Annotated in this window: 15 protein-coding genes; 5 read left to right on the top strand and 10 right to left on the bottom strand. The window is 71.8% G+C overall.

Annotated features, from left to right (window positions below; translation table 11 throughout):
• The first annotated feature begins 144 nt into the window (after nucleotides 1-144).
• From folE to AC3WXD_RS13505, 3 genes are all read left to right on the top strand, one after another.
• On the top strand, nucleotides 145-870 hold the full coding sequence (gene folE / locus AC3WXD_RS13495; protein ID WP_020204072.1) for a GTP cyclohydrolase I: 726 nt from the start codon (nucleotides 145-147) through the stop codon (nucleotides 868-870).
• 50 nt (nucleotides 871-920) lie between these two features.
• Nucleotides 921-1,364, top strand: coding sequence for a BLUF domain-containing protein (locus tag AC3WXD_RS13500; RefSeq protein WP_020204073.1), 444 nt, complete (start codon nucleotides 921-923; stop codon nucleotides 1,362-1,364).
• Nucleotides 1,365-1,441: 77 nt separating this feature from the next.
• Entirely contained in the window at nucleotides 1,442-2,233 is a 792-nt protein-coding gene (locus AC3WXD_RS13505; protein WP_492323930.1) for a fumarylacetoacetate hydrolase family protein, read from the top strand.
• Nucleotides 2,234-2,672: 439 nt separating this feature from the next.
• On the opposite strand, the gene AC3WXD_RS13510 is transcribed toward AC3WXD_RS13505, so the two are convergent.
• The 3 genes from AC3WXD_RS13510 to AC3WXD_RS13520 all read right to left on the bottom strand — a co-directional run bounded on the left by AC3WXD_RS13510 (nucleotide 2,673) and on the right by AC3WXD_RS13520 (nucleotide 7,537).
• Nucleotides 2,673-4,064 (bottom strand): dihydrolipoyl dehydrogenase, encoded by a 1,392-nt coding sequence (locus AC3WXD_RS13510; RefSeq protein WP_492324014.1) that lies wholly within the window; start codon nucleotides 4,062-4,064, stop codon nucleotides 2,673-2,675.
• Between the two features lie 194 nt (nucleotides 4,065-4,258).
• Complete coding sequence (locus AC3WXD_RS13515; protein WP_492323931.1) at nucleotides 4,259-4,990, bottom strand: glutathione peroxidase; 732 nt, start codon at nucleotides 4,988-4,990, stop codon at nucleotides 4,259-4,261.
• Nucleotides 4,991-5,305: 315 nt separating this feature from the next.
• Entirely contained in the window at nucleotides 5,306-7,537 is a 2,232-nt protein-coding gene (locus tag AC3WXD_RS13520) for a phospholipase C/P1 nuclease family protein (protein WP_492323932.1), read from the bottom strand.
• Nucleotides 7,538-8,354: 817 nt separating this feature from the next.
• Here AC3WXD_RS13520 and AC3WXD_RS13525 point away from each other — a divergent pair.
• Nucleotides 8,355-11,627 carry an ATP-binding protein gene (locus AC3WXD_RS13525; RefSeq protein ID WP_492323933.1) on the top strand — a complete coding sequence of 1,091 codons (3,273 nt, stop codon included), beginning with the start codon at nucleotides 8,355-8,357 and terminating at the stop codon, nucleotides 11,625-11,627.
• A 40-nt stretch (nucleotides 11,628-11,667) separates the two neighbouring features.
• On the opposite strand, the gene AC3WXD_RS13530 is transcribed toward AC3WXD_RS13525, so the two are convergent.
• Entirely contained in the window at nucleotides 11,668-12,306 is a 639-nt protein-coding gene (locus AC3WXD_RS13530) for a response regulator transcription factor (protein ID WP_020204079.1), read from the bottom strand.
• 559 nt (nucleotides 12,307-12,865) lie between these two features.
• On the opposite strand from AC3WXD_RS13530, the gene AC3WXD_RS13535 reads away from it, so the two are divergent.
• Nucleotides 12,866-13,576: a response regulator gene (locus tag AC3WXD_RS13535; protein ID WP_043366914.1), complete on the top strand. Its 711-nt coding sequence runs from the start codon at nucleotides 12,866-12,868 to the stop codon at nucleotides 13,574-13,576.
• Nucleotides 13,577-13,591: 15 nt separating this feature from the next.
• On the opposite strand, the gene AC3WXD_RS13540 is transcribed toward AC3WXD_RS13535, so the two are convergent.
• From AC3WXD_RS13540 to AC3WXD_RS13565, 6 genes are all read right to left on the bottom strand, one after another.
• Nucleotides 13,592-13,789 carry a hypothetical protein gene (locus tag AC3WXD_RS13540; protein ID WP_156173951.1) on the bottom strand — a complete coding sequence of 66 codons (198 nt, stop codon included), beginning with the start codon at nucleotides 13,787-13,789 and terminating at the stop codon, nucleotides 13,592-13,594.
• A 307-nt stretch (nucleotides 13,790-14,096) separates the two neighbouring features.
• Nucleotides 14,097-16,532 (bottom strand): polysaccharide biosynthesis tyrosine autokinase, encoded by a 2,436-nt coding sequence (locus tag AC3WXD_RS13545; RefSeq protein WP_059413841.1) that lies wholly within the window; start codon nucleotides 16,530-16,532, stop codon nucleotides 14,097-14,099.
• Nucleotides 16,529-17,338, bottom strand: coding sequence for a Crp/Fnr family transcriptional regulator (locus AC3WXD_RS13550; protein WP_020204083.1), 810 nt, complete (start codon nucleotides 17,336-17,338; stop codon nucleotides 16,529-16,531). Before AC3WXD_RS13550 ends, AC3WXD_RS13545 begins: the two co-directional genes overlap by 4 nt.
• 236 nt (nucleotides 17,339-17,574) lie before the next feature.
• On the bottom strand, nucleotides 17,575-19,317 hold the full coding sequence (locus AC3WXD_RS13555) for an FAD-dependent oxidoreductase (RefSeq protein ID WP_020204084.1): 1,743 nt from the start codon (nucleotides 19,315-19,317) through the stop codon (nucleotides 17,575-17,577).
• Nucleotides 19,318-19,475: 158 nt separating this feature from the next.
• The gene (locus AC3WXD_RS13560; RefSeq protein ID WP_059413844.1) at nucleotides 19,476-20,717 is read right to left on the bottom strand and encodes a glycosyltransferase; all 1,242 of its coding nucleotides are present in this window, start codon (nucleotides 20,715-20,717) and stop codon (nucleotides 19,476-19,478) included.
• Nucleotides 20,714-22,180, bottom strand: coding sequence for a hypothetical protein (locus AC3WXD_RS13565; protein ID WP_059413848.1), 1,467 nt, complete (start codon nucleotides 22,178-22,180; stop codon nucleotides 20,714-20,716). Before AC3WXD_RS13565 ends, AC3WXD_RS13560 begins: the two co-directional genes overlap by 4 nt.
• Between the last annotated feature and the right edge of the window lie 95 nt (nucleotides 22,181-22,275).

Genomic DNA, 22,275 nt, shown 5'->3' on the forward strand with positions numbered 1-22,275 from the left:
ACCCAACCCCCCCCCCCCCAGATGTGCGGTAAGGTCTCGTGGGCTCGGAGATGTGGAGAAGAGACAGGCGTAGGATATGGCCTTGCCGGCGCCGCGCGAGACCGCGCGGCGCCCGTCCTTCACCTTCGATCACCACCGCACGATATGGAATCCGACCACCAGGCATCTCCGCCGCAACGCGACGAGGCGGCAGACAGCGTGTCGTCCCGCATACGGTCGCGCCTGCAGGCGGCGCGCGAACGCTTCCACGCCAACGACAACATCGCGGCGTACATCGAGCCGGGCGAGCTCGACGCGCTGCAGGAGGAAGTGCAGTCGCGCATGGAAGACGTGCTGCGCAGCCTCGTGATCGACACCGAGAGCGACCACAACACGCGCGAGACCGCGCGCCGCGTGGCCAAGATGTACCTGAAGGAAATCTTCGCGGGGCGCTACGTCAGCCAGCCCAACGTCACCGAGTTCCCCAACGCCGAGCGCATCAACGAGCTGATGATCGTGGGCCCGCTGCGCGTGCGCAGCGCGTGCTCGCACCACCTGTGCCCGATCATCGGCAAGCTGTGGGTGGGCGTCATGCCCAACCAGCATTCGAACCTGATCGGGCTGTCGAAGTACGCGCGCCTGGCCGAATGGATCATGTGCCGCCCGCAGATCCAGGAGGAGGCCGTGACCCAGGTGGCCGACCTGCTGCAGGAGAAGATGAGCCCGGACGGGCTGGCCATCGTCATGGAGGCCGAGCACTTCTGCATGCACTGGCGCGGCGTGCGCGACACCGACGCCAAGATGACCAACAGCGTGATGCGCGGCTCCTTCCTCAAGGACGACAGCCTGCGCCGCGAGTTCCTGACCCTGCTGGGCCGGCACCGGGACTAGCCCGGGCCGCGCGCGCCACCGACCCGACCACCGACACCACGGGAGACATCATGCTCGTACGCCTGCTCTATGCCAGCCGCGCATGCCAGCCGGCCTATCCCGCGCTGGTCGACGACATCGTCGCCACCAGCGTCGCCAACAACCCGAAGCACGGCATCACCGGCGTGCTGTGCTACGGCAACGGCATCTTCATGCAGGCGCTCGAAGGCGGACGCAACGAGGTCTCGCGCCTGTATCGGCTGATCGCGCGCGACGCGCGCCATGAGGACGTGGTGCTGCTGCACTACGAGGAGATCCTCGCGCGCGAGTTCGCCGGCTGGGCGATGGGCCTGGTCAACACGGGCAAGGTCAACATGGCGACCATCCTGAAATACTCCGCGCACGGCGAGCTCGATCCCTACCGCACCAGCGGGCTGGCCTCGCAGGCCCTGCTCAAGGAGCTGATCGCGGGGGCGTCGATCGTGGCGCGCACCTCGGAGCGGCACCGCCTCTGAGCGCGCGGCCCGCGCCGGCGGGAGCGCAACGCAACGACATCGACCACATCAAACGACATCAACGACAGGAAGACTCTGTGAGCGCGAACTTCAATCCCGGCGCGGCAGCCGCACTGCTGGCCGATGCCTGCCAGCGCGGTGCGCAAATGCGCGACCTGCCCGCCGCGGCCAAGCCCGCCACGCTGGCCGAGGGCTATGACGTGCAGGACCGCTTCATCGCCGCCCTCGGCGATCCGGTGGCGGGCTGGAAGCTGGGCGTGGGCAGCGCCAGCGCCATGCGGCGCGCGGGGCTGTCGCGCCCGCTGGCGGGCCAGGTCGGCGCCTCGCGCTGCCTGGACGCGGGCGGCACCGTGACGGTTCCCGCGGGCGCCGTGGCCACCATCGAATTCGAGATCGCGGTACGGCTCGCGCGCGACGTGCCGCCGCAGGCGGAAGCGCTCGCGCCGGCCACGCTGGCGGCGCTCGTCGACAGCGCGCAGGTCGCCTTCGAGGTCGTGCTGTCGCGCTACGAGGACCGCGGCGCGGTCGGCATGCCGGCCTTTGCCGGCGACAACGTGGGCTTCCACGCGCTGGTGCTGGGCCCGCGCATCGACGCCGAGCGCATGGAGGACGTGCGCGCCAGCGCCAGCGTGACGCTCGACGGCGAGGTGCGCGCGCTGCCGCTGGCCGGCGACGACGCCATCTATCCGCTCGAAGCATTGCAGGCGCTGCTGGCGCATGCGGCCGAGCGCGGCATCACCTTGCGCCGCGGCGCCGTGATCACCACCGGCACCCTGACCCGGCCGTTCGACGTGCCGCCCGGCACGCACGAGATCCGCGCCGTCTACGCGGGCGGCGAGCTGCCGATGCGGCTGGCCTGCCTGCCCTGACCGCGGGCACCGGTTGCCGGCATCGAGTACCGATGCCGGCTGCCGCTATTGACAATTCCTTAAGATTTCACATATTCCGACTTTCGCCCGGCGCCCGGCCGCTCCCTGTTATCCACACTTTGTGTGGATAACACTGTCGACAAGCTCCGCAAACGGCGCTGGCAGGCGGACCCCATCGGACTGCCCACAAAACGGGCAACTGCCGCGCGGCGGCTTCGCCGGCGGCCCGCCTACTCTGGAACGGACACGCGCGTCAAGGAATGTGAAGGGCGCTCGCGCCATGCGATGCCGCGCCGGGCGCGCGCGGGAAAACGGCGCCGAAGTGAGCGCGTGCCCGCGTGGCCGGCGCGCCGCCCCGGCCACGCGGGCGGGCACCGGCAAACCCGCGCGGCGGGCATCGGGCGGCGGGCAGCGGGAGGCAGACATCGGCGGCGGCCGGCTAGGCGGCGAGCTTCGCCGCCGCGTCGCGCAGCGCGGTGCGCAGGCCCTCTTCCACCACCGGGTGGTAGTACGGCATGGCCAGCATCTGCTCCACGGTGAGCGCCTGCTGGTAAGCCCAGGCCAGCAGGTGCGCGATGTTCTCGGCGCGCGGGCCGGTCCATTCGGCGCCGAGGAAGCGCCCGCTGCGCTTGTCGGCATAGACGTGCATCAGCCCGCGGTTCTTCAGCATCACGCGGCTGCGGCCCTGGTCCTCGAAGCTGACCTCGCCGGTGACGAAGCTGTCCGGCGCGAGGTCCGCGTGGCGCTGGCCCACCATCGCGATCTGCGGGTCGGAGAACACCACGCCGATCGGCGCGCGGCGCGCCAGCGGGCGCACCGCGGGATAGGCGGCGGCGTTCTCGCCGGCGGCCTTGCCTTCATCGGCCGCTTCGTGCAGCAGCGGCAGCACGTCGTTGGCGTCGCCGGCGATGAACACCGGCGCCGTGCCACATTGCAGCGTGGCCGGGTCGAACACCGGCACGCCGCGCCAGTCGAGCTCGAGGCCGCTGTTCTCCAGCCCCAGGTTGCGCACGTTGGGCACGCGGCCGGTGGCGGCCAGCGCGTAGTCGAAGCGCTCCGTGACCGGGTTGCCGTCGAGGTCGGTGAAGCTGATCACCACCTCGTCGCCGTCGCGCCGCATCTCGCCCAGCGCCGCATCGGGATCGATGTAGAACTCCTGGCTGAAGCTGGCCACGGCGTTGGCCTTGATGGCCGGATCGGTGAGCGGGCCGACGCCGCCGCGCAGGCCGAACACGCGCACGTGCACACCCAGGCGCGACAGGGCCTGGCCCAGCTCGAGGCCGATCACGCCGGGACCGAACACCGCCACGCGGCGCGGCAGGTCGTCCCACGCGAACACGTCGTCGTTGACCACCAGGCGGTCGCCGAACGCCTTGAGCGGCGGCGGCACCATCGGGCTGGAGCCGGTGGCGATCACCACGCGGCTGGCGCGCACCGTGGTGTGGCCGTCCACCGCCAGCACGGTGTTGTCGATGAAGCGGGCGTAGCCGCGGATCTTGTCCTCGGCGGGGATGCCGTCCACGCTGCGCACCACGAAGCCGACGAAGCGGTCGCGCTCGCGCTTGACGCGGTCCATCACCTCGCGGCCGTCGACGCGGATGGCGCCGTCCACGTGCACGCCGAACGGCGCGGTGTGGCGCAGCTCGTGCGCGGCCTCGGCCGCCGCGATCAGCAGCTTGGAGGGCATGCAGCCCACGCGGGCACAGGTGGTGCCGTAGGGGCCGCCTTCGATGATGACGGCGCGCTTGCCGGCGGCGCGCGCGGCGCGGTACGCGGCCAGGCCGGCGGTGCCGGCGCCGATCACGGCCACGTCGGTGTGGATGGTCTGCACGGTCTGCTCGCTCTGCGTGGTGGTCATGACGATGTCTTTCCTGGTGGAGTCTGCTTCAATCAGCGGACCCGATGGCGGCAGCCGGTGCCGCCATCGGGTCCGCCGACTGGGGGCGCGGCACTCGGCGTGCCGCGCCCTTGCGGCGGTGAAGCGTCAAACTGGAAACGTGGGGCGTGCGCGGACGCCCGGCGCGCTCAGCGCGCGAGGTAGGCCTCGAGCGCCTCGGCGCCGCCGACCAGGCTGCCGTTGATGAAGATCTGCGGCGCGGTCATGTTGCCGGACACGGCGCCCAGCACCTTGCCGCGGACCTTGTGCTCGAGCGGCACGTCGATGTACTCGTAGCCGTTGTCGGACAGCATCTGCTTGGCCTTGGCGCAGAACGAGCAGCCCACCTTGGAGAAGACCACGACCTGGTCGGGCTTCCTGGCGTCCGGGGCGATGTAGCCCAGCATGGTGTCGGCGTCCGAGACCTTGAACGGGTCGCCCGGCTCTTCCGGCTCGATGAACATCTTCTCGACCACGCCGTCCTTGACCAGCATCGAATAGCGCCAGCTGCGCTTGCCGAAGCCGAGGTCGGTCTTGTCGACCAGCATGCCCATGCCTTCGGTGAACTCGCCGTTGCCGTCGGGGATCATGACGATGTTTTCCGATTCCTGGTCCTTGGCCCATTCGTTCATCACGAAGGTGTCGTTGACCGAGACGCACAGGATCGCGTCCACGCCGTGCCTGGCGAAGACCGGGGCCAGCTCGTTGTAGCGCGGCAGGTGGGTCGACGAACAGGTCGGGGTGAACGCGCCGGGCAGCGAGAACAGGGCGATGGTCTTGCCCTCGAACAGGTCAGCGGTGGTCACCGTCTTCCATTCATTGTTTTCGCGGACGCGGAACGAGACGTTGGGGACGCGTTGACCTTCACGGGATTGCAGCATGGGTAGGGCTCCTGGGTGGCTTGGGGGTGGATGGCCGCGTGTTGCAGCGAAGACCCGATTCTGGGGGGACGGTCTTTATTTGTACAATTTATCGTCACAAATACGGCGATTGCAAATTACTATCGACACGCCATAGCACGGACCTATCGCGCCGAAAGCGGCGCGCGAACGGGCCGGGACGGCGCGTCTTCGGCGCGGTCCGGCGGTCCGGCGGACCGGGGAGGCGGGGGAAGCGATGCGGGAGGGAAGGGAGGCGCCCGGGCGGGCGCCCGGGTGAGGGGAAGCGAGGGGAAGCGAGGAGAGGCGAAGCGGGCGCTACATGTCCTTGAGCCACCGCGACTCGACAAAGCCGCGGTCGTTGTAGAGGCGCATTAGCGTGTCCTTGGGAACGGCCTTGAGGCGCGACTTGGCGATCTTCCCGCCGCCGCCCTCCTCCCACGCGGACTCCCAGACGGTCGCCAGCGTCAGCGCGCCGTCGACCATCCGGGCGATCGTCGCCTCGCCGAGTTCCGCCCACATGGCGTCGAGCTGGCCGCGCCCCTTGTTCCTGAGGTAGCAGTCCACCACCGTCTCGGGCGGCAGCGCGGCGATCGTGCGCCGCATGAGCTGGACCACGGCGTCGGCCGCGGCGTCGCCGCCGGTGAAGCGCTTCTTCACGCGCTTGCCCCTGGCCTGCCGCGCCATGCGCGCGACCAGGTCGGGCGCGTTCGCGTCCAGCATCGCGGTCTCGTAGACCGAATGGACCTTTTCCTCCTCCGGGTGGCCCGGATGCCCGTGGTGCAGCTCGGAGACGTGCAGCGGCTGGCAGCCGTCGCCGATGTAGTGGGCCAGCACGCCGGCGACGGCGACGTAGCCCGCCACGTCGCCGTCGCCGGCGAAGCCGACCATCGCCTCGTAGAGCTGCCTGACGCGGAACGGCAGCGCCCCGCGGTGCTTGTCGGCCGGGGACGGCGCCAGGGCATCGTAGAAGCGGGTCCAGGCCTGCGCCGTGCGCGAGGTCTTGTCCGCCGCCCACAGCGCGAGCAGCGTCTGCCCGGCGAATTCGCCCTCGCCGGGCTGGTCCATGTCCGCGAAGTGGTTGGCCTCGTCCATCTTGCGCGTGTAGCGCCACACCAGGTCCGGCACGTCGGCCAGCGCGACGAAGGCGGTGCGGTCGCTCGCGCCGGGCAGGTTGCCGGCGCTGACGTCCTCGTCGCTCACCGAGATGCGCTGCGCGTTCGCGGCGAGCAGCGTGGCCAGCTCCGGCGCGCCGGCCATGAAGCAGGCCGCGTAGCCGATCTTGTAGTGGCCGACCTTGCCCCAGTACTGGCTGTGCCCGACGTTCCAGTCGCGCACGATCTCGACGTCGAGCTGGCGGCATACCGCGCTCAGCGTGCTGGCCAGCGCGAACTCCACCGGCTGCGCGCCGGCACCGAAGAAGCCCTGCCCGCCCCACTGGATGCCGACCGGGCGGTATGCCCGCGTGCGCGCGTTCCCGCCCTGCCCGTCCTCCGCGCCCGGTCCCTCCTCCCCGGCCTTGCCGTCGCCGAGCGCCAGCGCGTCCGCGGCTTCGTCCCAGAACCACAGGCTGCCGGAATCGCCCGGGCGCGTGTCCACCGAGGCGGCGCCGGCCCGCGGCCCGATCAGCAGCTCGGCCACGTGGTCCGTGCCGCCGAGCGTGGCATAACGGAAGAACAGCCCCTGTATCTCGCCGCGCGCGCCGCCCTTGTCCGCGCCGGCCGCACGGGCGAACACCGGGCAGCCGATGATGTCGAGGCTGAGCGTGTTGGCGTTGATGTCGAGCGGCGCCCCGATGCGCCCGACGCCGAGCACCTGGCAGGTCCACGACTGGATGTCGTCGATCAGCACCAGCCCGGCATCCAGCGTGACCAGCGTCTGCACGCCCGCGAAGCCGGGATAGAGGTCGGACAGCGGGTACTTGCCCGCCATGCGGCCCTCGGCGGTGCCGAGCTGGCGCTTGCCGCCGCGGTCGTAGGTGTAGAGGCGCTCGCCGGCATCGCCGGCCACGTGGCTGCTGGTCAGCGCGTAGGAATACGCGCCGTCGGACACGATGCCGCCGATGGTGCCGCGCAGGGTGGTGCCCTGCGCGTCGCGGAAGATCGGATAACCGCCGCCGACGAGACCGGTCGGAAAGGACAGGCCGGCGCCGGCGGACAGGTCGGCCTGCCGCCGCGAGGCCAGCACCACGCAGGTGGGCACCACGCGCCCGTCCGGCAGGTACAGCCGGGGCGGGACGATGGCCTCCGGATGCCGGCTGAGCGTGTCGAGCCCGACCCACGTATCCACGAACACCAGCACCGCGGGCCACGACCAGTCCCGGATGACGCTGTTCTCGAGCGTCCTGGGCGGGGCGCCCGCGCCCGGCGGGCGGTGGCTCAGCCGCGGATCGCTGGCGTTGTCGTCGTCCTTGCGGATGCGGTAGCGGCCCACCGCGGTGCCCACCACGTGCGGCAGGTTGGCGATGTGGACGTGATAGCGGTCCCGCGCTTCGAGCAGGTCCTGCACGGTCAGCGACTTGAATTCGGTGCGGCGCGCGAATCGGTCCACGGGCTCCCCTCCTGCGTGGCGTTTGTGGTGGGTCCGGTGCCGGGACGCGCGGGTCTTTCCGCCCTTTCGTGCTTCCGCCCGCTCGTCTCTTCGTGCTCTGGCCGTTGGCCGCAGGCGGCCCGCGGGCACGCGCGCGGCGAAGGCCGTCCACCGGTTGCTGGGAATTATGTGCAATGGCCGGGAATTACCCAATAACCAATATTTACATCTGATATTCGAAATGCTTGTCGCATCTCCCATGTCAATTCCGTGACAGGTGAATTTGATTTTTCATTCGAATTTCCGAATATCGGAATGCCGCAAAACATCGCCACGGCATACCGCCGAAAGCACCGTCCTCGGACCGCTTCCGATTCCTCCGTCACCGCGCAAAGCGCCACAACGCAAGCCATTTTCGCCAACGGCCCGCCGGAACGAGGCCGGCGCCGGAGCCGAGGCACGGGGAAAGCACCTGCCCTTCCCAGGCCGCGCGTCCTAGGCAATGGCGTACCCCAGCACCGGAAAGGGCCGACATCTATTTCGGATATTTCGCAACGCAACTGCCCAAGGCGGCCTTTACATTTGTCACAATTGCCGCCCCCGATCCAGCGGCCTCCTCCAGGCCCCGGCAGCTCACCCAGTTCCTGCCGGCCCCCCTGCCTTTGACGAGAAATGCCTTATGTGCCGCTGTTTTCCCCCATGCTCCGCCAATAGTCTGCCGCCTCGGGGAACGCATCTGCCGGCCACGTGGCAGCCGCGCCGCCTGGCCCGCTGCCTCGCGGCGTCGCTGCTGGCGCTGTGCCTGCCCGCGCAGGCGGATCCGGCCCCGGCCACCGCCATGCCGCCCGCCGCCCCCTTCAGCCTGCAGCTTCGCCTGGCGCCCTCGCCGGCCGCGGGCGGCGCGCAGTGGGCGGCGCCGCTGCCGGACAGCCCGGCGCTGGCCGCCTGGCGCCGCGCCGGCGCCGGCCTGCGGGTCGGCGTGGCGGGCAACTACCTGCCGCCGTTCGACCTGGTCGACCTGGAAGGGGAATACCGCGGGATCTCGGCCGACTATCTCGCCGTGCTCGCCGCGCGCATGGGCGTGCCGCTGCGCGTCATGCGCTACCCGTCGCCGCAGGCCGCGCGGCGCGCGCTCGACCAGGGCGCGGTCGACCTCGTCACCACCGTGCTGGACGGCCAGCCCGGCGGCCTGCGCACCGCGCCCTACCGCGCGCACCGCCTGGTCGAGGTCATCTCGCGCCGCGACAGCCGCCACAACGAGGCGACGCGCGCCATCGGCTACCTGCGCGGCGAGGTCTCGCCCGCCGCGCTGGAGCAGGCCTACCCGGACGCGCCGCTGCGCGCGTTCGACAACCTGCTAGGCGCGCTCGACGAACTGGTGCGCAAGGCGGACTTCGTGATGGTCACCAGCGCCGCCGCGGCCAGCTACCTGATCGACCAGTACAGCTACGGCGAACTGACCGCGCGCAACTTCGCGCCGATCACCCCGGAGGGCGTGCGCTTCGCCGTCGCCGACCCCGCCCTGGGCAGCCTCGTCGAGCGCGCGCTGGCCGGCCTGCCGGCGGCGCTGCAGCGCCAGATCGACAATGCCTGGGTGCCCGGCTCGCTCGAATTCCACCTCGCCGACAAGCTCAACCTGTCCGCCGCGGAAAGCGCCTGGCTGGCGCGCCACCGCGACGTGCGCTACCTGGCTTCGCGCGATCTCGTGCCGTTCCAGTTCATCGGCGCCGGCCAGCAGCTCGAAGGGCTGACCGAGCAGGTGCTGCAACTGGTCGGGCAGCGCACCGGACTGCGTTTCGTGCCGTACTGGCCGGCCACCGCGGCGACGGCCAGCGCCGACCTCGACAGCGGCGCGCTGGACGTCGTGCCGATCCTGCCGATCAACCATCCGGACGCCGGCACCGGCAGCCTGCCGGTGAGCGCGCCGTACTACTCGGGCAACTGGGTGGTGGTCGCGCAGGCCGGCGACGACAGCATCCACAGCGTGGCCGACCTCGCCGGCAAGGTCGTCGCGGGACCGCCGTTCAACGGCATCCAGGAACTGGTGGGCGCCAGCTACCCGGTCAGCCGGCGCGAGACCGGCACCTACGAGGAAGCGTTCCGCATGGTGGCCGCGGGCAAGGCGGACGCCACCATCGCCAGCGCCTTCATGGCCGACTACATGCTCAAGCGCGCCTACGCGGGCCGGCTGCGCATCGCCGCGGCGACGGGCGGCATGCCGCTCGAGGTCGGCCTCGGCGTGACCCGGCAGCACCCGGAGCTGCTGGCCATCCTCAACAAGGCCCTGCTCAGCATCTCGCGCGACGACCTCGGCGCCATGCGCGCGCAATGGACCCAGGCCGGCGTGCCGGTGCTGGCCTGGCGCCAGCTGCTGCCGTGGCTGATCGCCGGCGCGGCCGTGCCGCTGGTGGTGAGCGCGCTGTTCCTGGGCTGGGTGACGTCGCTGCGGCGCCAGGTCACGCAGCGCAGCGCGGCCGAGCACGCCCTGCTGGACCAGCTCGCGTTCCAGGCCACGGTGCTGGACGGCATCCCGCAGCCGATCTTCCTGCGCGACAGCGCGCTGCGCATGATCACCTGCAACCGCGCCTACGAGGCGGCGCTCGGCACCTCGCGCGAAGTGCTGCGCGGCACCGCGCCGGCCTATGCGCGCGCCGTGATCAAGCCCGATATCGGCTCGCAGGAGCAGATGGACATCTACCGGCGCGTGCTGGACACCGGCCAGCCCTTCGCCGCGGACCGCCGCCTGATGGTCGACGGCGTGGCGCGCAGCGTCACCAGCTGGGTGACGCAGCTGCGCCGCGCCGACGGCGGCACCGCCGGCATCGTGGGCGGCTGGATCGACGTGACCGAGCGCGAGCAGATGCTGGCCGAGCTGGCCGGCGCCAAGGACCGCGCGGAGGCCGCGAACCGCGCCAAGTCCACCTTCCTGGCCTCGATCAGCCATGAGATCCGCACGCCGATGAACGCCATCCTCGGCATGCTGGAACTGATGCTCACGCGCCGCCGCGGCGAGCACGACCGCGAGCAGCTCGGCACCGCGCACAGCGCCGCGACCTCGCTGCTGTCGCTGCTCGACGACATCCTCGACCTGTCCAAGATGGAAGCCGGGCAGTTCACGCTGCAGCCGCGCGCGGCGAGCCTGCGCGACGGCCTGCAGGAGGTGGCGCGCATGTTCCGCCCGGTGGCGTCGCAGAAAGGGCTGGCGCTGACGCTGGACGCGGACGCGGCAGTCGCGCCCGCGCACATGGTGGACATGCTGCGCATCCGCCAGGTCATCGGCAATTTCGTCTCCAACGCGATCCGCTTCACCGAGCGCGGCGGCGTGCGCATCCGCCTGCATGGCGAGGCCGTGCGCGAAGCGCGGCAGGCGCTGGAGATCGTCATCGAGGACAGCGGCATCGGCATCCCGGCCGAGGCCATCGGCAAGCTGTTCCGCCCGTTCGCCCAGGTGGAGTCCGCCGGCCGCCCCAACATCGGCGGCACCGGGCTGGGCCTGTCGATCTCGCACAACCTGGTGCGCAAGATGGGCGGGCAGGTCACGCTGGAGAGCGAGCCCGGCCAGGGCACGCGGATCCGGGTGCGGCTGGAGCTGCCGGTGTGCGCCGCGGCGCCGGCGCTGGCGGCCCCGCCCGGGCCGCGCGGCGGCTTCGCGCCGTTCCCGCCGGGCCGGCGCGTCCTGGTGGTGGACGACCACGCGCCCAACCGCCTGCTGCTGGTGCGCCAGCTGCAGCGGCTCGGCATTGCCTCGTGCACGGCGGAAGACGGCGCGCTGGGCCTGCAGGCGATCCTGCGGGAGTCGCCGGACCTGGTGATCTGCGACTGCATGATGCCGGTGATGGACGGCTTCGGCCTGGCCAGCGCGGTGCGCGCGCGGCACGACGCCGCCAGCCGGGTCCCGATCATCGGCTGCACCGCCAGCGGCCAGGCCGAGGACCACCGGCGCGCGCTGGCCGCGGGCATGAACGCGGTGATCGTCAAGCCGGTCGGGCTGGCGGTGCTGGAGCGCACGCTGCGCGGTTATCTCGGCGCCGGCGCGCAGGCGGTGGAAGTGGCGGAGGTGGCGGCGGGCAAGACCGCGGCGGAGATGGCCGAGGAACGGCCCGAAGACTGACTAGAGGCCGGCGCCGCCGCGCCGCCGCGCGGTCATGGCGTCACTGCCCCGGCGAGAGCCGGCAGCGCCGCGCGAAGTCGACCAGGTCCACCAGCGAGTTGACCTGCAGCTTGCCCATGATGCGGGTCTTGTGGCTGCTCACCGTCTTGTTGCTGATGAACAGCAGCTCGCCGATGGCCTTGTTGGACAGGCCGCGCACGAGCATCTGCAGGATCACGATCTCCTTGTCCGACAGCAGCATGAGCCGCTCCTCGTCGGCGCGCTGCGACACCGGCGGCAGGTCGCGCTCGTGGCGCATCTCGGGGAACACGGTGTAGCCGGCCATCACCGCCTCGACGCAGCGCACGATCTCCTTCATGTCCTGCATCTTGCTCACGAAGCCCTGCGCGCCGGCCTGCCGCGCGCGCGGCGCGAAGGTGGCCTGGTCCTGGCCGGAGATCACGAGGATGCGGATCGGCGGGTGCAGCAGCTTGAGCCGGGGAATCACGTCGAGGCCGCTGATGCGCGGGATGTCCAGGTCCAGGATGGCGAGGTCGGGCTCGAACTGCCGCACGGCCTCGATGGCCGCCTGGCCATTGTCCGCTTCCAGGATGTTGCTGACCCCCAGCACTTGCGACAACTGTGTCTTGATCACCAGGCGCAATGCCGGATGATCGTCGACGATCAGGATCGTTGCCACGCGCGTTCTCCCCAAGATTCCCAAAGACAGCTCATTCTCCGACTGCTCACGCTCCGCCCGCCTCCGGCGCCTTACCGTGATTTTGCGGGTGAAGCGCGGATTATGTTATGAAATTACGCCACGGGCGCCGGGAATTGTCTGCACAAAATGTCGGAAATTTCCCAAAAGCGTTGCGGCGCTGCGGAATATGCACTTCCCCGACGGCGCGCGGGCGGGGACCGGGGGATGGCCGGAAGGTGGCCGACAGCGCCCCGGCGAGCCGTCCGGCGCATGGCCGCCGCGCCCGCGGCCGCGATGCGGAAGTTTCAGCGGGGGTTGGCGGAAAAAACGCGGCGCGCCATGCGAAACGGCGCCGCGGCATGCCATGCGCAGCCGGCGCGCCCGCCGCGAAAGCCGCGAGCTACGGCGATTTGCCGAAATTTCGCAAACCGCCGCCGCGCCGTCGGGGATAAAGTCTGAAGCCGATGTCCTTGCCGGCGCCCCGCGCCGCCGTGCCCACCACGATCCCCGCGTGCCCGCGCACCGTCTTCCCGGATATGAGCCCATGCAGGCCGATGCTATGTCCTCCAAAACCCTAATCGTCATCGCCGACGACCATCCCGTCATGCTGCTGGGCCTGCGCGGCCTGCTGGCACAGTTCGACAGCGTGGAGATCGCTGGCGTCGCCCGCAACTCCACCGAACTGCTCACGGTGCTGAGCCGGCGTCCGTGCGACATCCTGCTGACCGATTTCGTCATGCCGGGGGGTGCCCACGGCGACGGCATGCACATGCTCGAACTCGTGCGCAGCCACTATCCCGAGCTCTGGATCCTGGTCGTGACGATGATGGACAACCCCGGCCAGATCGGCAAGCTGGCGCGGTTCGAGCGGCTGTCGGTGGTGAGCAAGCTCGACGATGCGTCGCATATCGCGACCGCGCTGGGCCAGATGCTGGTCGGGCGCCGCTACCTGTCGCCGACCATCCAGGCGCTGCAGGACAGCGCCGGCATGCAGGTGGATCCGCGCGTGCGCTTCGGTGCGCTCAGCCCGCGCGAGATCAGCGTCATCCGCCTGTACCTGACCGGCATGTCGGTCAGCCAGATCGCGGCCAACCTCGGCCGCAGCATCAAGACCATCAGCACGCAGAAGATGTCGGCCATGCGCAAGCTGGGCCTGCGCGGCGACATGGACCTGTTCAGCTACGCCACCTCCACCGGCCTGCTCGGCCAGACGCGGCCGCACGCCGGCGGCAAGCCCGCGGATGCCGCGGGCGAGGGCAGCCTGCCTTAACCCGCGGCGGCGGCCTCAGGCCTGCCCGCGCGGGTGGCGCTGCGCGGCGCCGGCATCGGTATCGACCCCGGCGCGCCACGGCTGGCCGGGGCCGACGTGGTCGCCGGGGGCCGCGGGCGCGGCCTGCATCTCGAAACCGGGATCGGGCAGGGGCACGGTGATCGTCGCCATCAGGGACAACGGGCACCACCAGAGCGCTTTCAACAGATTCATTTGTCCCCTCCTTGCCCGCATCGGGGCCGAAGACCACGGCCGGTGACGACTGACCGGCTATCCGGCTTTATTCGATGCATTTCACCATGAATGCCGTGGACTGTTCCACCGCATAACGGCTGCCGGAAGGCCTCAATTGAGGGTTGTCACAAACATTTCATCGTGCTACGCGCGGAACGTGCCGTCCCGCGCACGTGCGGGCACGGACGCGGCCGCCGGAGCGCGGCGCGAGGCGGTCCGCGCGAACCCCGGCACACAGTGAGTTCGAGGGCTCACGGGTTCGCGCGCGGCGCCGGCGAGGCGGCGCTCAGCAGATCCGCCAGCCGGGCGTGCCGGGGTCTTCGAGCGGCGTGGCGCGCAGGTAGCTGGTGGTCTCGCCGCAGCGCTCGCGGTTGCTGCGGCGCAGCTGCAGGCCGTTGAGCACCCCGCCGATCACGTTGGCGCGCGCGCGCTCGAGCTGCTTGAGGGCCTCGCTCACCTTCTCCTGCGGCGTGCAGTCGGCGCGCACGAACAGCAGCGTGGAGCCGGCCAGGCGCCCCACCAGCGCCGCGTCCGCCACCGCCAGGATCGGCGGCGTATCCACCAGGATCAGGTCGAAGCCGGCGTCGCAGGTCAGCAGCAGCTCGCGCAGCGCCGGCAGCATCAGCAGCTCGGACGGGTTCACCGGCCGCGTGCCGGCGGCGAGCAGCCACAGGCCGGGCACCGCGGTGGGCCGGATCGCATCGTGCAGGGCCAGCGTGCCGCACAGCAGGTCGGCCAGCCCCGGCATGCCCTCCAGCCCGAACTGTCCGGCCACGCGGGCGCGGCGCAGGTCGCCGTCGACCAGCAGCACGCGCATGCCGGCCTCGGCTGCCAGCACCGCCAGGTTGACCGCGCCGAAGGTCTTGCCGGCGCCCGCCGACGCGCTGGTGACGGCGACGATGTGGTTGGCCGCGCCCTCCATGGCGAAATGCAGCGCCGCGCGCAGCGTGCGCAGCCCTTCCACAGCCGGCGCGTGCGGGTATTGCCGCGCCAGCAGGTAGCGGTCGTGCAGCGCGGGCGGCGGCTCGCCGGCCGCCTCCGGCTGCATCGTGGCCGGCGAGACCGCGCCGCGCAGCGCCGCGCGCGCGCCGTCCACGCCCGACGGCAGGCACATGGCCTGGGCCCGCTCGCCGGCCAGCAGCGTGGGCGCGATCAGCGAGCGCGGCGACGCCTGGCTGCGGCGCTCGAGCTCGGCCTGCTCGGGGCTGAACACCACCTCGCCCACCATCGGCAGCGCCAGCGTGCTCTCGATCTCCGGCGCGCTGTCCATGCCCTGGCGCGCGCGCCCCTTGTAGACCGCCAGCGCGGCGCTGGCCAGCAGGCCCAGCAAGGCCGCCAGCGCGGTCAGCAGGCCCCGCTGCGGGCCGACCGGCAGCGCCGGGGCCACGGCGAAGTCCACCAGCCGCACGTCGCTGGTGCGGTCGGACTGCGCCAGCGCCAGCGCCTGCGCCTGGCGGCGCAGGGCCATGTAGGTGTCCTCGGCCACCTTCACGTCGCGCGTCAGCGAGGCCGATTCGCGCTCGGCCTCGGTCAGGCCCTTGCGCTGCGTCTCCAGGTTGCGGCGGTCGCTGGCGAGCTGCTGGAGCTGGTCGTCGACGGCCTGCACTTCCTGGCTTTCGGTGGTGTACTTGCGCAGCAGGCGCGCGCGCTCGATGCGCAGCGCGGAGATCTGCTTCTGGTAGTCGATGCTGCCGCTCAGGTACGACTTCGATTCCTCGGTGGGCTGCATCGAGCCGGCGCGGGCGCGGTAGCGCGCGAGCGCGGCCTCGGCCTGCTCGAGCTGCGCCTTCACGCGCGGCAGCTCGCCGGTGATGAAGTCGAGCTGCTGGTCGGCCTGCTCGCGCCGCTGGCCGACCTCGGTGTCGGAGATCGAGTGCGCCACCGCGTTGACCACGGCGGCGGCGCGCGCGGGATCGCCGTCGCGCCAGGCGATGCGCACCGCCTGCGGCGCGGCGCCGGCCGTGCCCGCGACCGTGCCGGCCGTGCCCGGCTGCGCTTCCACCATGAGCCCGCGCACCAGCAGGTCGTAGGCCGTGACCGGGTCGCGCCGCGTCAGCGTGAAGCGCGTGCCCGCGCGCGCGTCCAGCCGCGCCAGCTTCATCGACACGCCTTCGCCGCGCACCACGTCGCCGGCCTTGCCGGCGAGCAGCGTGGCGCCGTCGGCGCGCTCCAGGCGGAACTCGCCGTCGCCGAGCGCCACCAGCGTGAGCGGCTGGTTGAGCAGGGCCTCGGGCACGTTCAGCGCCAGCACGTCGATGCGCTCGCCGCCCCAGGCATAACCGGACAGCGCGTCCAGGCCCGCCGGCGGCGCCAGCGGCGCGCCGTCGGCGGCGCCGGCGAAGCGCGCCCACAGCGGCCCGATGAGCGGCACCACGCGCGGCGCCGCGACGATGTCGAGCCGGGACTCGCGCACCACCGGCGTGAGCACCGCGCGGCTGGTCAGCGCGTCCGGGCGCAGCTCGCCGGCGGGCGGCGCGGCGGACTGGCCGCCCGGGCCGCTTCCCTTGCCCGCCTCGGGCCGCGCCTCGGGCCGCACCAGCACGTCGGCCTGGTAGACCGCGGGCAGCGACCACGCATAGATCGCGCCGCACAGCGCCGCGCCGGCGGTGGCGCCGGCGATCATCCCGGCATGGTCGTGCCATGCGCGGGCCATGCCGCGGCGCACGGCCGCGGCCGGCGCCCGGAATGCCGGCGCGGGGCCGGCTTGGGTGAAGGTATTCACAGGCAGCTCCCTGAATGGGCTGAATGCGACGGATGCGCGCCGGCGGAGCCGGGCCGTGCCCGGCCGCCGCCGTCGAGCAGGCACAGCTCGGCGGGCCGCCCGGACAGCAGGCGCCCGTACTCGCGCGTGACCAGGCCATAGCATTCGCAGGCGTGCAGCTCCAGCCGGCGCCGGTCGATCAGCGTGATGTGGCCCCGGCTGTAATGGATCAGGCCCAGGTCGGCGAGCTTGCCGGCGGCCTCCGTCACCCCTTCGCGGCGCACGCCCAGGCGCGCGGCGATCACCTGCTGGGTGATGGCGATCTCGTTGGAGCACAGGCGGTCGGCGGTCAGCAGCAGCCAGCGGCACACCTGCTGGCTCAGCGAGTGGTAGCGGTTGCACACCGCGGTCTGCGCGATCTGCGTCATCAGCGCCTGCACGTACAGCAGCGCCGCGCGCAGCGTGGCCGGCGAGCGCAGCAGTTCCTGCCGCAGCCGCACCGAGCTCAGGCGGAAGCCGTAGCCCGGGGTCTGCACCTCGAAGCGGAACGGCATGGCCTGCCCGCCCGTGACCACCGGGATGCCGACCATGCCCTCGCTGCCCACGGTGGCGATCTCGATGGCGGTGCCGTCCTCGAGGAAGGACAGCATCGACACCACCGCGGTGGTCGGGAAGTAGACGTGGTTGGTGTGCTGGCCGGTATCGCAGAGCAACTGCCCCGGGCGCATGCGCACCAGCTCGACGTAGTCGGAGAGCGCGCCCCAGTCTTCGCGCGGCAGGCCGCGCAGCAGCAAGTTCACGTCCGGAGACAGTCGCTGGCCGTACATAGTCGTTCCCTCCGCCAATCCTGGCCGCTCTCCTGGCCGCTCTCCTGGCCGCTCTCGTGGCCGCTCTCGTGGCCGCTCTCGTGGCCGCTCTCGTGGCCGCCCGCGCGCGGCGCCGGCCGGCGCCGCGCCACGCATGCCGCAAGATCTGCGCCAATGCCGGCCCGCCGCGGCTGCGTTCGTGATTGCTGGCAACACCGTCACGCCTGTCACCTGCCGCTGCGTCAAGTGACGCCCGGCTACTCCTTCGGCATCGGCATCAGCCCGGGCCCGGCCGGCGCGATGGCCGCCGCCGCGAGCGCCAGGCTCTCCTCCGGCACGGCCGCGGGTGCCTTGCGCGGCGCCTCCGCGTCGCTCTTGTACGTCGCGCCCGGCATGGCGACCTCGCGCGCGATATGCTCGCCCAGCCGCAGCGACAGCGCGGCGATGGTGATGGTGGGGAAGTTCGCGCCCACGGTCGGGAACACCGAGCTGCCCGCCACGTAGAGGTTGGCCAGGCCGTGCACGCGGCAGTTGCGGTCCACCACGCCCGATCTTGGCGAATCGTGCATGCGCGTGGTGCCCATGTGGTGCCACGTCCCTTCGAGCGAGGCCGGCCACGGCTGCCCCTCGGTGGGCGGATCGAGCGTGACCTGCGCCACGCCGCTGCGCTGCAGCTCGTCGGCCAGCAGCGCGAAGGTGCGGTCGAAGGTGCGCTGCACCAGGCTGCCCACGCGCCAGTGCACGCGCACGCGCGGCAGGCCGAGCCGGTCGCGCTGGTCGCACAGCGTCACGCGGCTGTGCGGATCGGGCTCCGCTTCCACGATGGCCTGCATCTTGACGCCGGTGATCAGCGAGCGCGGCTGCAGCAGCCGCGTCAGCCCGAAGCCCACGGTGTCGATCGGGTGCGCGGCCATCGTCAGCAGGTCGCGGCTGACCTTGCGCCCGGGCTGCTCCTTCTTCAGCAGCGCCTGCTTGGCGCGGATCAGCGCCTCCGCGCCGCGGCTGCCCTCGCCGTAGAACAGCGAGAAGAACCACACGCGCGAATTGAGCAGCCCCTCGCGCTCCAGCACCGCCGGCTTGAGCGCGAACTGCGAGGACACGTGCGTGCCGTGGGCTTTGACCGCCGCGTTCTGGTAGTGGTATTTGATGTCGTACAGCTTGTTGCGCTCCCACGCCCTGCTGAAGCGCACGCTGCCGGACATCAGGCGCGGATGGTCCATGAAATAGCGCCCCACGAGGTCGGCGCCGTTGCCCAGCCCGGCCGCCTGCACGCCGTTCGAGGCCAGCAGCAGGCGCGCGTTCTCGATGCCGCCGGTGGCCAGCACGAACAGCCGCGCCGCCACCTTGAGGCGCCGCCCGCTGAGCGTGGCCACCGACACCCGCGTGACCGACGAAGCATCCGCGTTGGCGTCGATGTTGACCACGTTGGCGTACAGGTAGACCTTGACGCGCTGCGACTTCTCCAGTTGCGGGCGGTACAGCTTGCCGAAGCGCGCCGGCGGGCTGAACTGCGAGATGGTGTCGCGGATGTGCCCGCCGGTGAGCGGCAGGCGCCGCACGTCGTGGCGCCGGATGGAAGCCTCCCAGTAGGCCGGGTCGAAATTGTTGGGCCCGAGCTTGAGCAGCGCGTGGGTGCGCTCGTAGAACGGCGTGAGCTCGTCGAGCCCGAACGGCCAGCCGCTGTGCGCGACCCAGCTGCGCCGCTCCAGGTCCCACGGGTCCAGCGGCCGGCACCAGCCGCCCCAGCAGTTGCTGCTGCCGCCGAGATAGCGGCTGCGGCAGCCGTCGGCGAAGGCGTAGGGCAGGCCGGTGTTCTCGCCGCGGTAGAGGTCGCGGGTGTCGTCGTCGGCGCTGTAGCCGCCGCTTTCCAGCAGGCAGGCATCGATGCCCAGGCGGTCCATCTCCAGCGCCAGCGTGATGCCGGCCACGCCGGCACCGATGATGCAGACGGTGCTGTGCACGACGGTGTCGTCCTGCAGTTTTCTTGTGTCGATGAACATGGCCTGCTCCCCGCTCGCCGGACGCGCGGCCCGGCGGCAACCCCTTCGCTGTCGATCCATCTTCCTACGGCGTGCTCGCCGGCGTTCGCCAACATTGCGCCAACGGCGGCCAAGCGCGCCCGCCCTCGCCTCCCCTCGCCTGTTCTTCCGCGCCGGCGTCAGCCGTCGCCGGCGCGCCAGCCCGGCACCGGCACCGCGCGCGCGGCCTCCTGCGCCGGCTTGCGGCCATGCTCGTGCGCGGGCGGCTCGGCCTGCAGCACGCGCAGCAGGTCGCCGGCCATGCCCTCGACCGAGAAGCGCCGCGCGAAGCTGGCCTGCGCGCACGCGCGCATGGCGCCGCGCTCGCGCTCACCCAGGGCGAACCAGCAGCGCAGCAGCGCTTCCGTGCCCTGCGCCGTGTCCGGCGCGGCCAGGCCGGCGCCGTCGCCCTCGACCTCGCGCCAGATGTTCACCTTGTCGGAGATCAGCACCGGCACGCCGCACGCCATCGCCTCGGCCACCGCGATGCCGAAGTTCTCCTGGTGCGAAGGCAGCACGAACACGTCGCTGGCGCGGAACGCGCCCCATTTCATCGGGCCGTCGAGCATGCCGGGCCAGCTCACGCGCGCGCCGATGCCGGCCGCCGCCGCCTGCGCGCGCAGCCGTTCGCCCCAGCCCGCGCCGTCGGGGCCGGCCATCACCAGGTGCGCGTCGGGATAGCGCGCGGCGGCGCGGCCGAACGCCTCGATCAGCAGGTCGCAGCCTTTTTTCTCGTGGATGCGGCCGAGGAACAGCACGATGCGCTTGCCGCGCAGCTCGGGATGCGCGGCCAGGAAGCGCTCGCGCGGCGGCACGCCGGGCGCGTCTTCCGGCGGCGGTGCCTGCGTGCCGAAGCTGACCACGCGCGCGCGCGCCCGGTACAGCCAGAACGACCGGGCGGCCAGGCGGCGCTCTTCCTCGGCGGTAAACAGCACCGCCCGCGCGTCGCGCAGCACGCGGTATTCCGCCCACGGCCAGTACAGCCATTTCTTCAGGTGCTTGAGCGGATAGGCGCGCTTGAACCACGGGTCGAGCATGCCGTGCGGGTAGACGTAGTAGGGCACGTCCAGCTTGCGCAGCGCGCGCCAGGTCCCGAAGCCGTGGTATTGCCACAGGCCGTTGACGATCACCGCGTCGAACTCGCGCGCGTGCGCGCGCAGCCACGGCACCAGCCGCGGCGAGTAGTGATAGAAGCCGCGCGCCGGCCCGAGCGCGTGCAGCGGCAGCGTGAAGCCGGCCACGCCGGGCGCGTCCGGCGCGTCGAGCGACAGCACCTCGACCTTGTGGCCCAGCGCCAGCAGCTGGGCGCTGCCCTGGCGCACGCTTTCCACCGGACCGCCGCCGCGCGGATCGACCGACGCCAGTACATGGAGGATCTTCATGTGGACGCCCCGCTCGGTTGATGGCGCAGGCGCGGCACCTGCGCGGCCGGGTCCGCCGCGGCTGCCGCGACCACCGCCGGCGCCGGCAGCGGCAGCGGATGCGGGTAGGCGCCGCCGGGCAGCGGCGGCCACGCCGGCGCGACCGGCCCGGCAGCCTCGGCAGCCGGCGCTTCCTGCCTGCCGCGGGCCTCGGCGCGCAGCAGGCGCGCATGCGTGGCCACCAGCAGGCCCAGCGCCACGCCGTACAGCAGGCCCGAGAAGCGCGGCCCGAGCGGATTGCCGCCGATCGAGGCAGCCGGCAGCGAGGCCAGCACCAGCAGCGCGCGCCCGAGCACGGCCAGGTACGGCGCGTCCGGCGCCACGCGGCGCCAGTGCCGGTAGGCCACGCTGCCGCGGTACAGCGCGTACAGCACGATCGCCGGCAGGGCGATGCCGAACAGCAGGCCGCCGGCGAACAACTGGTAGACCCAGAAGTTGTGCCCGGCCGTCCATTCGTTGATGGCGTAGAACTCCTTCTCGGTCATCTGCCCTGTGAGCGCCGGCAGGTAGGCCGGCGAATAGCGGTAGTAGTGCCCGTAGCCCTTGCCGACCAGCAGCGAGGTCTTGTTCTGCGTGACCTGGTCGTACTGGTCCTTGAGCTCGGCCAGGCGCGTGGCGGTGGTCGGGTCGATGCCGGACTCGGTCGCCTTGGCCGCGGCGAGGCGCTGCGTCCAGTGCGCGGCGACGCTCGGGAACAGCGCCGAGCCGATCAGCGCGGTGCCGCCCGCGAGCGTGGCCGTGATGACCGTGGCGCGCAGCGCCGCGCGCATCAGGTGCCGGATCGACGGCGCGCTGAGCCAGGTCGCGAACAGGAACAGCAGGGCCGTGCCGACCAGCAGGCTGCGCGTCACGCTCAGCATCTCGATCACCACGCTGACGATGAACAGCAGCAGGTTCATCTTCGTCACCCGCCGCGCGATGACGAACTCATGCAGCAGCACGCCCTGCAGCACCAGGAAGGCCGGCGAGACGATGCGAAAGCGCACGTTCTCCAGCCCGCCGCCGACCGCCATGCCATAGGCGAAGGTAAATAGCAGCGACACCGCCACCGCGTTGAACATGACGCCCTCGATGTACGCCAGCCGGTCCTCCGGCCACGGATGGCGCGCCGCCAGGTAGCCGAGCAGCAGCAGCAGGAACGGCAGCAGCACGCGCAGGTAGTTGCCGAGGTCGTTGCCCTGCACGAGCTGGGCCACCAGGCTGCCCGGCACCGTCAGCAGCAGCGCCGCCATCGCCAGCCGGCTCAGTTGGGTGCGCCCGGTGAAGCGCGGCGCGATCAGCGCCAGCGCCGCGGCCGCGCCGACGGCGGGCACCGTCAGCAGGATCTGCAGGATCCGCGTGCCGTTCTCGTCCACGCTCTTGAAGTCGAGCGCGAGCGGATACAGCATCAGCCAGATCCACAGCGGTGCGAAGCGGTTGCGCATGGCGGCAGCCCTCCGTCAGCCGCGGCGGGCCCGCGCGGCGCGCGCGCGCCCCCGCGCCGGCCGGCCCCCCCCAGGCCCGCCCATGCCCCAGCCCC

The sequence above is a fragment of the Cupriavidus sp. FW216-B1 genome, assembly GCF_058789195.1.